This is a genomic window from Streptosporangium sp. NPDC050284, assembly GCF_044459525.1.
Taxonomy (GTDB): domain Bacteria; phylum Actinomycetota; class Actinomycetes; order Streptosporangiales; family Streptosporangiaceae; genus Streptosporangium.
On record NZ_JBITIZ010000006.1, the window covers coordinates 1 to 12,876 of the forward strand.

The 12,876-nt window shown below is 70.5% G+C and carries 11 protein-coding genes; 6 read left to right on the forward strand and 5 right to left on the reverse strand.

Going from position 1 to position 12,876, the window contains the following annotated elements; all coding sequences use genetic code 11:
- Positions 1–437: 437 nt before the first annotated feature.
- Positions 438–1,634, forward strand: a complete 1,197-nt coding sequence (locus ACIBH4_RS15710) for a cytochrome P450 (RefSeq protein WP_362507254.1) — start codon at positions 438–440, stop codon at positions 1,632–1,634.
- Here the strand turns inward: ACIBH4_RS15710 and ACIBH4_RS15715 are convergent.
- The 5 genes from ACIBH4_RS15715 to ACIBH4_RS15735 form a co-directional block, all read right to left on the reverse strand.
- Entirely contained in the window at positions 1,596–2,642 is a 1,047-nt protein-coding gene (locus ACIBH4_RS15715) for an ABC transporter ATP-binding protein (protein WP_362507251.1), read from the reverse strand. The two genes, ACIBH4_RS15710 and ACIBH4_RS15715, sit on opposite strands and share 39 nt — an antisense overlap.
- Positions 2,623–3,681 carry an ABC transporter substrate-binding protein gene (locus ACIBH4_RS15720; protein ID WP_362769399.1) on the reverse strand — a complete coding sequence of 353 codons (1,059 nt, stop codon included), beginning with the start codon at positions 3,679–3,681 and terminating at the stop codon, positions 2,623–2,625. Before ACIBH4_RS15720 ends, ACIBH4_RS15715 begins: the two co-directional genes overlap by 20 nt.
- A gap of 12 nt (positions 3,682–3,693) precedes the next feature.
- Positions 3,694–4,542, reverse strand: coding sequence for an ABC transporter permease (locus ACIBH4_RS15725; RefSeq protein WP_362769402.1), 849 nt, complete (start codon positions 4,540–4,542; stop codon positions 3,694–3,696).
- Entirely contained in the window at positions 4,539–5,621 is a 1,083-nt protein-coding gene (locus ACIBH4_RS15730) for an LLM class flavin-dependent oxidoreductase (protein WP_362507243.1), read from the reverse strand. Before ACIBH4_RS15730 ends, ACIBH4_RS15725 begins: the two co-directional genes overlap by 4 nt.
- A gap of 302 nt (positions 5,622–5,923) precedes the next feature.
- Positions 5,924–6,853, reverse strand: a complete 930-nt coding sequence (locus tag ACIBH4_RS15735) for a bifunctional helix-turn-helix transcriptional regulator/GNAT family N-acetyltransferase (protein WP_362507240.1) — start codon at positions 6,851–6,853, stop codon at positions 5,924–5,926.
- Between the two features lie 154 nt (positions 6,854–7,007).
- On the opposite strand from ACIBH4_RS15735, the gene ACIBH4_RS15740 reads away from it, so the two are divergent.
- The 5 genes from ACIBH4_RS15740 (at position 7,008) to thiI (ending at position 12,820) form a co-directional block, all read left to right on the forward strand.
- A complete protein-coding gene (locus ACIBH4_RS15740) occupies positions 7,008–7,997 on the forward strand; it encodes a beta-propeller fold lactonase family protein (protein ID WP_362769405.1) in 990 nt (329 codons plus the stop codon).
- Between the two features lie 344 nt (positions 7,998–8,341).
- Positions 8,342–9,367 carry a 6-phosphofructokinase gene (locus ACIBH4_RS15745; RefSeq protein ID WP_350948005.1) on the forward strand — a complete coding sequence of 342 codons (1,026 nt, stop codon included), beginning with the start codon at positions 8,342–8,344 and terminating at the stop codon, positions 9,365–9,367.
- A gap of 242 nt (positions 9,368–9,609) precedes the next feature.
- The gene (gene macS / locus ACIBH4_RS15750; RefSeq protein WP_362769408.1) at positions 9,610–10,719 is read left to right on the forward strand and encodes a MacS family sensor histidine kinase; all 1,110 of its coding nucleotides are present in this window, start codon (positions 9,610–9,612) and stop codon (positions 10,717–10,719) included.
- A 47-nt stretch (positions 10,720–10,766) separates the two neighbouring features.
- Positions 10,767–11,396, forward strand: a complete 630-nt coding sequence (locus ACIBH4_RS15755) for a response regulator transcription factor (protein WP_362507318.1) — start codon at positions 10,767–10,769, stop codon at positions 11,394–11,396.
- A gap of 221 nt (positions 11,397–11,617) precedes the next feature.
- Positions 11,618–12,820, forward strand: a complete 1,203-nt coding sequence (gene thiI / locus ACIBH4_RS15760) for a tRNA uracil 4-sulfurtransferase ThiI (protein ID WP_362507231.1) — start codon at positions 11,618–11,620, stop codon at positions 12,818–12,820.
- Positions 12,821–12,876: the final 56 nt, after the last annotated feature.

Sequence of the window (12,876 nt, forward strand, 5' to 3'; positions counted from 1 at the left end):
GGACTCCACCACGACAGCGTCACCTGGCGAATCACGGCCATGCCCTGAAAGGCGGCATCGCCTGATAGACCAAGATCTTCATCGGCCTTCTAGGCCCTGTTTCGAAGTCCGTCTGCTGTATGGCGGCGTGTCGTGCCCGGCCAAGCAGCGAGGTCTCCGGTAGAGGGGTCCATCGGCCAAGAAGAACCTGAACACCGGAAACCTCGTGGCCACCTTAGGAGATCCTGGCCGGGCTGCAGGCCCTGGCCGGCCGGCCGATCGCATCGCGGGCGACTCCGAGACCGCCTGACGAGCCACGAACAGGACGAACGGGATTAGCGGGATGCAAGGGTGGTGTACGACCTGAAAATTGCCGATGCATCTGAGAAAGTCCCTAGCTAAAAGAGGAGATCATCTAGCGATAGCGTGGCGCTCAAACCAAACCTCGGGGGGCTCGGATGGTCCATAGCGAACTGCCGACACTGGGCGAACCTGGATGCCTGGGCCAGTTGAACCCGTTGATCCGCCAACTGCGAGACAGCGGCCCCATCGTCCGGGTGCGTACCCCGGTCGGCGATGAAGCGTGGCTGGTGACCCGGCTCGCCGAACTCAAGCAACTCCTGCTCGACGACCGACTCGGGACCACCCACCCGGACCCGCCGAACAGAGCACGGTACCTGGACAGCCCGATGCTGGACCTGGTCGTGTCGGACCAGGATCCGGCTGAGGCGCATCGTGCGCATCAGGCCCTCCGGGCTAATCTCACCCCGTATTTCTCGGCCAAGCGCATAGCCGGCATGCGGTCGCGCGTCGGCGCCGTGGTCGACGAGTATCTCGACGCCGTACTCGCCAAGCAGCCGCCGATAGACATCCACACCGAGTTCTCGCTGCCGTTCTCCTATCAGATCCTGTGCGATCTGCTCGGCATAGCGGATCCAGCGGAATACCAGGTGGTGCTCGACCGGGTCAGCAAGGTGGGGGCGGGACTGGGCCAGGCGCAGGAGCTGTTCAGATACCTGAGCGAGGTTGCCAGGCGCAAACGCGTGCAACCGGGCGACGATCTGGCCTCGGCGCTGTGCCAATCCGGACTCCCCAACGACTTCGTCGGTGCGTTGCTGGCTTTTGTCACCATGTCGTACCAGGTGACTCCACACAGCATCAGCGCGGCGATCGCGCTGTTCGCCATGAACCCGGATCAGCACAAGCTGGTGCTCGATGACCCGGAACTGCTGCCCGGCGCGGTGGGGGAGGCAGTGCGGATGAGCAAATTCGCCGAATCCGCGCTACCCCGCTACGCCAGCGAGGACATCGAGATCGGTGGGGTCACGATCCGCGCCGGCGACCTCGTGCTGTGCGACCACGGCTCGACCGCGTTCGACGACCGGGTGTTCGAGGACCCGGAACGGTTCGACGTCACCCGATCGCCCAACCCCCACCTGGTGTTCAGCCACGGAATCACCTACTGCCTCGGTGCCCCACTGGCTCGGCTGGAAATCAACGAGGTACTCGCCAGGCTTCTGCCCCGGCTGCCCACCATGCGCCTGGCGATCCCGGTCAGTGACATCCCGGTCTCCGGGGGGCTGAGCGAACGGAAGCTCGGTGGTGGCATCGCCCAGCTACCGATCACCTGGGATCCGCCGGTTCCCGTCGCGTAATGATCGCCACCGGTACCCATACCTGTCTGCCAACCCGCCGACCCGGCCGCTTCCGCCACTGAGCGACGCGGCCTGTCTGACGACCTCCGTCAGCTCCTCGCGCAACCCGGTGAAGAGCGGGTCGGCGCGAGGATGGTCGCCGTACGGCAGGTTCGAGGCGCGGTCGAGGACCACCCGGCCCGGCCTGCCGCTCAGCGCGAGCACGCGGGTGCCGAGGTAGACGGCCTCGTCCACGCTGTGGGTGATGAACACCACCGTCGTGCCCGCCCGCCGCCACAGCTCGCGGACCTCCTCCTGCATGCGTTCCCGGGTGAAGGCGTCCAGGGCGGCGAACGGCTCGTCCATCAGCAGCAGCGCGGGTCCCGGTGCGAGCGCGCGGGCGATCGCCGCGCGTTGCTGCATGCCCCCCGACAGTTCGTACGGCCTGGCCCTGGCGACGTCGGTGAGCCCGGTCAGCTCCAGCAACTCGGCCACCCGCTCGCGCCGCGCTGCCCTGGGCAGGCCGCGCAGCCCGAAACCGACGTTCCCCTCGACCGAGAGCCAGGGAAAGAGCCGATGCTGTTGGAACACGTACCCCCTGGCCGGGTCGGGGCCCACGACCGGTTCGCCGGAGGCCGTGATCGTCCCCGCCGACGGCGCGGTGAAGCCCGCCACCAGCCGCAGCAGCGTGCTCTTACCGCACCCCGAGGGGCCGACGACCGTGACGAACTCCCCGGCGGCGATCTCCAGGTCGATCGGCCCGAGGGCGTCGACCGTCCCCGTGCGCCCTCGGTAGGAGTGCGACACCCCGGCGAGCGCGAGCGCCGTGGCGGGGGGCCGGGCGTCTTCGGGTCCGGCGTTTCCGCCGGAAGCCGTGCCGGGGTCCGTGCGGGCAGATCCGGTGTTCCCGCCGGCCGCCGTGTCGGGGGCGGTGTGAGCCGGGCCGGGGCCCGCGGCCGTGTCGGGAGCCGTGCGGGCACGGCCGGAGTTCGTGCCCGCACGAGTGGTCTCAGCTTCCGGCGAAGGCATCGGCGAGCTCCTGCGTGGCCAGGCCCTTCTGGAAGACGCTCAGCTCGGGCACGGCGTCCACCTTCTGCTGGCCCTTGAGGAACTCGGCCGAGCTGCGCAGGTTCTCGGCGAACCTTCCTGGGGCCGAGGGAGTGCCGAGATACTCGGCCGAACGCTGTTCCGCCGCGTCGAGGAGCACGAGCTGGCCGAGCTGGCGCGCGGCCTCCGCCGGGTCGAGGTTGAGCTGTCGGCCGATGGCCGCGGCGGCGGCGTCCTTGTCGCTCCTGGCCAGCTTGACCGCGCGGTCCTGCTGCTGGAGCCAGACGTGCAGCGCCTTCGGGTACTTCTTCGCGAAGTCGTCGCTCACCACCGCGAGGTCGGCGGTGAGCTTGCCCCGCTGGGCCAGCTCACGGCTGGTGACCAGCGTCGTGCCGCCGTTCTTCTGCAGCTCGGCCAGGGTGGGCGTCCAGACGTAGGCGGCGTCGACGTCGCCGCGCTGCCAGGCGGCCTGGATGTCCGGCGGCTCCATGTCGAGGATCTTCACGTCGGCCTCCGACAGCCCGGCCTCGTCGAGCGCGGCGAGCAGGCTGTAGTGGGTGGTCGAGGCGAAGGGGGCGGCGACCCGCTTGCCCGCGAGCCCCTTGACGTCGGTCACGCCGCCCCGCGCGACGAGCGCCTCGTTGTCGCCGATCACGTCGAAGATCCACGGCACCCGGTACGGGATGTTGAGGGGCGCCGACAGGCCGCGGGTGACCGGGCTGCTGCCCGCCAGCCCGATGTCGAGCGATCCGGCGATCATCGCGGTGTTCACGTCGCCGCCCGAGTCGAACTTACTCCAGGTGATCCTGGTGTTCGGCAGCGCCTTCTCCAGCCACTGCTGGTCCTTGACGATCAGGTCCCCGTTGGGGATGAGCTGGTAGCCGATGCGCAGGGTCGCGGGGGAGCCGTCGGCGGCGGGCTTCGCCTCCTCCGTGCCGGACCCGCAGGCGGTCAGGGCGAGGACGGCGGCGGTCAGGGCGAGCGCGGCCCGCTTCACGGGGGTCATTGCCAGGTGTTTCATGAGGGGTCTTTCCTAGGTACGGCCGCGCCAGGGGACCAGGCGGCGGTCCAGCGTTTGCAGGAGGAAGTCGATGAGCAGGCCGGACAGGCCGATGACGATGATCCCGAGCACCACCACGTCCGTCTGGTTGTAGCGCTGGGCGTCGCGGACCATCCCGCCGATGCCGGGCACGCCGTTCACGGTCTCGGCGGCGACCACGGTGGTGTAGGCGACGCCCACGGCCACCCGTATCCCCGTGATGATCTCGGGCAACGCGCTCGGCAGCACCACCCGTAGCGGCAGCTCGTGCCGGCGGGCGCCCAGTGAGCGGGCGGCGTTCAGGTAGTCCTCGTGCACGCCGCGTACGGCGTCGGCGGTGGCCACCGCGACCGGCGGGAGCGCGGCGAGCAGCAGGAGCCAGATCTTGGGCTCCTCGTCGATGCCGAACCAGATCACCAGCAGGCTGAGGTACGCCAGCGGCGGCAGGGTGCGCACGAACGTGACCAGCGGGCCGAGCAGCGCGCGCAGCGTTGGGATCATGCCGATCAGCAGTCCAAGCGCGATGCCGCCCGTCACCCCGTACAGGCAGCCGAGCAGGATGCGGCGCAGGCTGGTCAGCAGGTGCTCCTGGAGGGTGTAGCCGCTCACCCCCCCGGCGGTGGTGCGCAGGAACTGCTCCCAGACCGCGACGGGCTCCGGCACGAAGACCGGCGGCCAGATCCCGGCCATGGCCACGGCCTGCCAGATCGCGACCAGCGCGACGATCGCCCCGGCCCGCAGCGCGAGGGCCCGCCAGAGTCCGGGGCCCTGCTCGCCTCCGGAGACGCCGCCGCGGCGGGGGCGGAGACGGGGGAGACGAGGAGGGGCGGTGAGGACGCTCACGTGACGAGGGCGGGGGGCGCGAGCCGGGGAAGGACGAAGTCGCCCACCCGCCAGGCCTCCTCCAGATGCGGCCAGCCGGACAGCACGAACTCCGACAGGCCCAGATCGGCGTATTCGCGGACGCGCTCGGCGATCTCCGCGTAGCTGCCGACCAGCGCGGTGCCCGCACCCTCCCTGACCAGCCCGACTCCCGCCCAGAGGTTGGGCGAGATCTCCAGCGCGTCGGCCGAACCCCCGTGGAGGTCGGCCATGCGGCGCTGTCCCACGGAGTCCATCCGGGCGAACCGCGCCTGGGTGGCGGCGATCCTGTCCGGGTCCATGCCGTCGAGCAGGCGCCGGGCGTGCGCCCAGGCCTCCTGGGAGGTGTCGCGGGCGATGACGTGGAGCCGGATGCCGAACCGTAGTTCGCGGCCCGCCTCGGCGGCGAGCTTGCGCATCCTGGCGACCCGTTCGGCGATCATCGCCGGAGGCTCGCCCCACATCAGGTAGACGTCCGCCCCGGCGGCGGCCGCTCGCTCCGCGGCGGGGGAGGCCCCGCCGAAGTAGACATCTGGGGTGTCGAGGAGCGGTGTGGCGAGCCCGCCCCCCGACACCCGGTAGTGCGCGCCCAGGTGGTCGAAAGGCTCGCCCGCCCAGGTGCGCCTGAGCACCTCGATGAACTCGCCGGTGCGCTCGTAGCGGGCGTCGTGGTCGAGGAAGTCGCCGTAGGCGCGCTGCTCCAGGGGGTCGCCGCCGGTGACCACGTTGAGCAGGAGCCGCCCCCCGCTGATCTCCTGGAAGGTCTGCGCCTGCTGGGCGAGCAGCGTGGGGAGGGTGAAGCCCGGCCGGAAGGCCACCAGCAGCTTGAGCCGCTCGGTTCGCGCCGCGACGGCGCCGCACACCACCAGCGGGTCGGGGCAGCCCGCGCCGACCGGGGTCAGCGCCGCCTCGAAACCTGCCGCCTCGGCGGCGCGGGCCACCTGGGACAGGTAGTCGAGCGTCGCGGGCCTGGCCGCGGCGCCGCCCGCCGCGACGGTGGTCGTGGCGGGCCTGACATGGTGGCCGTCGCCGGTGGTCGGCAGGAACCAGTGCAAGCGCATCTTCGCCTCATCGGGCTCATACGAAACGGGGTGGTGCCCTCGATACTAACCACATAATACCTATCTATAAAGAGGGAATTAGGGGAGAGGTGGGATGGTTCCGGGCGGGCCTTCGACCTGCGGTTACCTGGGACTCGGCCGGAGCAGCCTTCGAGGAGGAGGCTGTCGGGGCAGAGTCAGGGGCCGGTATGGAGCAGGGGGAGGGGGGCCGGAGTCGGAACCAAGGGCCAGGACGGAGCGGGTGCAGGGGTGAGGTCGAGGCGGGGACGGAGCTGGGAACAGAGTCGAAGTCGGGGGCGGGCTCAGAGGTCGCGGGCCCAGATCTCCTCGACGAAGTTCTTGCCGTCCTTGCCGTCCTGGTCGCCCTGGCTCCGCTCCTTCTCGACCAACTCGAAGCCGGCCGCCCGGTAGATGCGCCTCGCGCCCAGCAGCACGTCCCTGGTCCACAGCATCATCCGCCGGTATCCGGCGGCCCTGGCGAAGCGCATGCACTCGTCCACGAGGTGGGTGCCGATCCCCATGCCGCGCGCGGACGGCTCGACGAGCAGCATCCGTAGCTGCGCCGTCTCGTCGTCCCTGCGTACGCAGAAGACGCACCCGGCGCGCTCGCCGTCCACCTCGGCGATCCAGCCCGCCTCGCGCCGGGGGTCGTGGTCGTTCACGTAGTCGGCCACGACCCTGGCCACCAGCGCCTCGAAGTCCATCCCCCAGCCCTGCTCCTGGCTGTAGAGCGTGCCGTGGCGGTAGACCACCCAGCCGAGGTCGCCGGGACGTGGCGGGCGGATGACGTACGGCCGGTCCGGCTTCGGCGCCCGGCCGAGGATCTCCTCGATCGTCGTCATGCTCGCGACCAGCCGTCCGCGGTCCTCCTCGGTCAGTCCGGCGAGCAGTTCGTGCACCTCCGCCGCCGCGCGCTCGTCGAAGCCCGCGAACCTCGCCCTGCCCTCGCCGGTCAGCTCGACCACCTGCCGCCGCGCGTCGACGGCGGACCGCTCGCGCACCACCAGCCCCTCGCCCTCGAACCTGCCGAGCATCCGGCTGAGGTATCCGGCGTCGAGGTCGAGCAGCCGCCGCAGCTCGCTCGCCTCCATCCGGCCCGCCCGGTCGAGCTCGAACAGCACCCTCACCTCGGTGAGCGAGTAGGAGCTGTCGAGGATCCCCTGGTGGAGCAGGCCGATGTGCCCGGTGTAGAAGCGGTTGAAGGCGCGGACGTCCGCCACGTGTCTTTCCATGCTTGACAGCATCAACCGATTCATTGACACAGTCAATTAATTAATCGGTGTGGCCGATGTGAGATCGGCCGTTCACTGCGCTAACTTCGCACTTTGGGCGAGAACGGATGATGATTCTGGGGGCGGCGCGTGCCGCGCCCGTGACGGGAGCATGATGGCTGAGGTCGCGTACATCGGTGGGTACACCCCCGACACCGACGGGTCCGGGCAGGGGATCACCCTGGTCGAGCTGGGGAGCCTCGCGCGGCTCGGGGAGACGACGGCCTCCGGCCCCTCCTTCCTCGCCGTCCACCCCACCCTCCCGATCCTGTACGCGGTGGGAGAGAGCGAGCGCGGCACCGTCGGCGTCTTCGCCCGAGCCGAGGACGGCACGCTCAGCCCGCTCGCGCAGCGACCCAGTGAGGGATCGGCCCCCTGCCACCTCGCGGTGGACCCCACGGGCACGCGCCTCGCGGTGACCAACTACGGCGACGGCACCGTCAGCGTGCACGGCATCGACGAATCCGGCCTCCTGACCGATGTGTGGATCTTCCCCTACCGCGAGGGCGCCCACGCCCACCAGGCGGTCTTCGGCCCCGACGGGGTGCTGCACGTGAGCGACCTGGGCTGCGACGAGATCCGCCGCTACCTGGTCGGGGACGACGTGGTCCCGCACCCCGCGGGGCCGGTGCGGCTCGCGTCCGGCATGGGGCCCCGGCACATGGCCTGGTCGGGTGGCCACTGGTACGTGGCGGGTGAGCTGGACGGCACCGTGCGCGTCTACGAGGTCCCCGACGGCGCCGGTCCCGCCGACGACTCCGATCCCTCCGGCGGGCAGTGGCGCGAGATCGCGGTCGCCCAGGCCGGCGGGAGCGAGGGGCACAACCAGCCCTCGCACCTGGAGGTCTCCGGCGGCCTCGTCTACGTCGCCAACCGGGGACCCGACACGATCTCGGTCTTCTCCGGCCCCGAACTGGAGCGGGTGGCCGAGGTTCCCTGCGGCGGCGTCTGGCCGCGGCACTTCGCCATCGCCGACGGTCACATGTACGTGGCCAACCAGCGCTCGAACGGCGTCGCCGTGCTGCCGCTCAAAGCCGGCCTCCCGCAGCCCGCGGAAGAGGTCTTCGCCGTCGGCACCCCCTCCTGCGTGCTGCCCCTGTCATAGGACGCAGTCACAGGGCCCCGTCACAGGGCGCTGTCACACGGCCGCTCCCGCAGGGCCCGCGCCGCCCTCGTCGTGAGGTGCTCACCGTAGGCTTTACCGAGGCGTCCGGTGAGCCTCTGACGTGCGCGCCAGGCAGGACGCGGGAGGAGAGGGGCGCCCCCGCGTGGCCCGGGCGCTCCGCCGTCGATCGTGAGAAACGACATGTGAGGACGACTACACTTGGTCTAGACCACTGGGCGCATCTGCGGGCAGAATGCGTTGCGTCGGTGGCGAAAATCCGTTGCCGGACGACCAAGCCACCTAGTCTGGCCACCTTGAACCGACACTCATTACCGGAGGATGCCATGCGTATCGGAGTGCTCACCGGCGGCGGCGACTGCCCCGGCCTGAACGCCGTTATCCGCGCCGTCGTGCGCAAGGGAGTGGGTGTCCACGGGCATGAGTTCGTCGGGTTCCGCGACGGCTGGCGGGGTCCCCTCGAGGGCGAGACCATGCCGCTCGACATCAATGCCGTACGTGGAATCCTGCCCCGTGGCGGAACGATCCTGGGCTCGTCGCGGACGAACCCGATCAAGATCGAAAACGGTGTTGAGAGGATCAAGGAGAACCTCGCGAAGAGCGGGGTCGACGCGCTGATCGCGATCGGCGGCGAGGACACCCTCGGCGTGGCCAAGCAGCTCTTCGACAAGGGCGTGAAGGTCGTCGGCGTGCCCAAGACGATCGACAACGACCTCAACGCGACCGACTACACCTTCGGCTTCGACACGGCCGTCAACATCGCCGTCGAGGCGATCGACCGGCTGCACACCACCGCCGAGTCCCACCACCGCGCGCTGATCTGCGAGGTCATGGGCCGCCACGCGGGCTGGATCGCCCTGCACGCCGGAATGGCGGGCGGCGCCAACGTCATCCTCATTCCGGAGAAGCCCTTCGACATCGACAAGGTGTGCGCCTACGTCGAGTCCCGCTTCGAGACGAAGTACGCGCCGATCATCGTCGTGGCCGAGGGCGCGCACCCGGTCGAGGGCCAGATGGCGCTGCAGGCGGGCGAGCTCGACGCCTTCGGGCACGTGCGGCTCGGCGGCATCGGCGAGACCCTCGCCAAGGAGATCGAGAAGCGCACCGGCAAGGAGGCCCGCACCACCGTGCTCGGCCACATCCAGCGCGGTGGCACCCCCACGGCCTTCGACCGGGTGCTGGCCACCCGGTTCGGCCTGCAGGCGATCGACGCGGTGCAGGAGGGCGACTTCGGCAAGATGGTCGCCCTTCAGGGCACCGAGATCGTCAGGGTCGGTCTCGACGAGGCCACCAAGGAGCTGAAGACCGTGCCGACCGGCCGTTACGAGGAGGCCGAGGTCTTCTTCGGCTGAGCCCCGCTTTCCAAGGCGTCCTCCTTGAGGGGGCGCCTGCAAGCGTTCTGCAAGCGGCCTCTCCTAGCCTCCCGGCAGGGCGGTCGCCCGCGATTCCCCTCCGTGTACGGCTTGCGCCTTGATCAGGCAAAAGCGGGGGCGTAAGCCGTACACCATCGCCCTCGGGAGTCGAAGAGGGACGAATCTCTCGTCGGCGAATCATCGCGGCTCGTCGCCTATCCGATGAAAGGTGCGGGCGACGGGTGACGGGAATCGAGGATCCGTTCTGGCGTGCGATCGCGGTCTTCCGCGTCGCGTCCCTCGCGTACGCGGCGGTCCTGCTCATCCGCGCCGGAGGGTACGCCCACCCGGCGACCGGCTGGGTGGTGATCGGCGTCATGGCGCTGTGGACCGTGGCGACGATCTTCGCCTACTCCGTCGAGGAGCTCCGCGGCCGGCCTCTGCTCGCCGCCGACATGCTCGTGACCATGGGCTGCCTGCTCGCCACCCCGGCCGTACAGGGCGCCTACCAGCAGGGCAGCCTGCCGATCACCGGCACCTGGATGGGCGGGGCGGTGCTCGCCTGGGGAGTGTACGGCGGGCGGCGGCTGGGGGCCGTGGCCGCGCTGATCGTCTCGCTCGCCGACCTGTGGCTGCGCGGCGTTCCCGGGGGCGACTTCGAGACGCTGCAGATCAACGGTGCCGTCCTGCTCTTCCTCGCCGGGGTGGTCGTCGGGCACGTCGCCCGGCTGGCGAAGAAGGCCGAGGAGCGCATGCAGCAGGCGATCGAGCTGGAGGCGGCAGGGCGGGAGCGGGAACGGCTCGCCAGGGGAATCCACGACTCGGTGCTCCAGGTGCTCGCGCTGGTCCAGCGGCGCGGGCAGGAGATCGGCGGTGAGGCGGCCGAGCTGGGCAGGCTCGCGGGCGAGCAGGAGGCCGCCCTGCGCGAGCTGGTCAGGCTCAGGCCGGAGCCGCCCGCCCTCGGCGCCGCGGACCTGTGCGCACTGCTGCACAGGTACGGCTCGGCCACGGTCACCGTCTCCGCCCCGGCGACCCCGCTCACCCTGCCCGCGGCCACCGCGGCGGAGATGGCCGCCGCGGTCGGGGCCGCCCTGGACAACGTCGCCCGCCACTGCGGGGCGCGGGCGCCCGCCTGGGTCTTCGCCGAGGGTGAGGACGGGCTGGTCACCGTGACGGTGAGGGACGAGGGACCGGGCATCGCACCCGGACGCCTGGAGGAGGCCGCCGCCGACGGGCGCCTCGGTGTCGCGCAGTCCATCCGAGGCCGTATCGCCGACCTCGGCGGCACGGTCACCGTGATCTCGGGGCCTGGCCGGGGCACCGAGATCGAGATGTCGGTCCCGGTCGGCTAGGCGTGTTACCCAGGACGGAACAGTCCTAAGGTGGGCCAATGCGCGTGATGGTGGTGGACGACCACCCGATGTGGAGGGACGGGGTGGCCAGGGATCTGGCCGAGGCCGGGTACGAGGTCGTGGCCACGGTCGGGGAGGGGCGCCAAGCGGTCCGGGTGGCCGCGGCGGTCCGGCCCGAGCTGGTCGTGCTCGATCTGCAACTGCCTGACCTGCCGGGGGTCGAGGTGGCGAGGAGCCTGGCCGCATCGGAGCCGCCGCCCCGGGTGCTGGTCCTGTCGGCCAGCGGCGAGCAGGAGGACGTGCTGGAGGCCATCAAGGCGGGCGCGTCCGGATATCTCCTGAAATCCGCGAGCAAGGAGGAGTTCCTCGACGCGGTCAGGCGCACCGCCGGGGGCGACGCGGTGTTCACCCCGGGCCTGGCGGGACTCGTCCTGGGGGAGTACCGCAGGCTGGCGACCAGACCCGCGCCCGAGGCGACGCCCCGCCTGACCGAGCGGGAGACCGAGGTGCTCCGCCTGGTGGCCAAGGGCCTGTCGTACAAGCAGATCGCCGAGCGTCTCGTGCTCTCCCACCGGACGGTGCAGAACCATGTCCAGAACACGCTGAACAAGCTCCAGCTCCACAATCGGGTGCAACTGGTCCGCTACGCGATCGAACAGGGGCTCGACGGGTCGTAGGGACGACCCGGGCGTGGTGGAGGCGTCCCGGACGGCGATCACGTGGACGGGTCTCGGCGGGGTGCGGGGACGATCCGAGGGATGGCGTAATCGGATTGACGGCGCGACTAAAGTGTCAAGGTCGAGACGTTGTCTTTGCGCGAGCACGCGAGAGACTTGACTGTGACTCCCCGACGTCCCCGACTCCCCGTTCCCCTCGAAGCTCCACCGGAGGTCGCACCATGACCATGTCCGCCTTGGGCGAGCCCTGCGTTCTGCTCAAACTGGGCGAGGTCGTCCTCAAGGGCAACAACCGCGAGCTCTTCGAACGCAGGTTGCAGGCCAATATCAAGGCCGCCCTGAAGGACGTCGGCGTCAAGGTCGACGTACGGCAGCGCCACGGTGTCATCGCGCTCTTCCTGCCCGACGGCAGCGGCGTCGAGATCGCCGACGCGGTCGCCGAGCGCGTCTCGTACGTCCCCGGCCTGGTCTGGGTCCACCGCGCCTGGCGGGTGGAGAAGGACCCCTCGGCGATCACCAAGGCGGCCATCGAGTTGCTGGCCGACCGCGACGACGTGAGGCGTGGCGTCTCCTTCGCGGTCCGCTCCCGCCGCCGCGACAAGCGCTTCCCGCTCACCTCGATGCAGCTGGACCGTTCGGTCGGCGGCGAGCTCAACGACATCTACGGCCTGCCGGTCGACCTGAAGCGTCCCGAGCTCGTCGTCTCCATCGAGGTCGACCGCGACGAGGCGTTCGTCTTCACCGGCGGGCAGCCGGGCCAGGGCGGGCTGCCGGTCGGCACCAGCGGCAGGGGCCTGGTGCTGATGTCGGGCGGCATCGACTCCCCGGTGGCCGCCTACCGGATGATGCGCCGGGGCCTGCGGGTCGACTTCCTGCACTTCTCCGGCATCCCCTTCACCACCTCCGAGTCCATCTACAAGGCGTACGCGCTGGTCAGGGCGCTCGACAAGTTCCAGGGCGGGTCCCGGCTGTGGGTCGTCCCCTTCGGCAAGGCCCAGCAGTCGATCAAGGCCTCGGGGCAGGACCGCCTGGCGATCATCACCCAGCGGCGCCTGATGCTGAAGACCGGCGAGGAGGTCGCCCGCCGCCTGCGCGCCGGCGCTCTGGTCACCGGTGACTCCCTGGGACAGGTCTCCTCGCAGACCCTGCAGAACATCACCGCCCAGGACGACGCCGTCGACATGCCGATCCTGCGTCCCCTCATCGGCCTCGACAAGACCGAGATCATGGCCGAGGCCCGCCGGATCGGCACCCTGGCGATCTCCGAGCTGCCCGACGAGGACTGCTGCACGCTTCTGGCCCCCCGCCGGGCCGAGACCGCCGCGAAGCTCGTCGACCTGAAGAAGATCGAGCGCCGCCTCGACGCCGAGGAGCTCGCCGTCCAGCTCGCCGGATCCCTGCAGGAGTACAGGCTCGACGCCTGAACCGCTCCCTCGGGCAACGGCGTGCCCGAGGGAGCGGCTACCGGGGCCACCGAGGG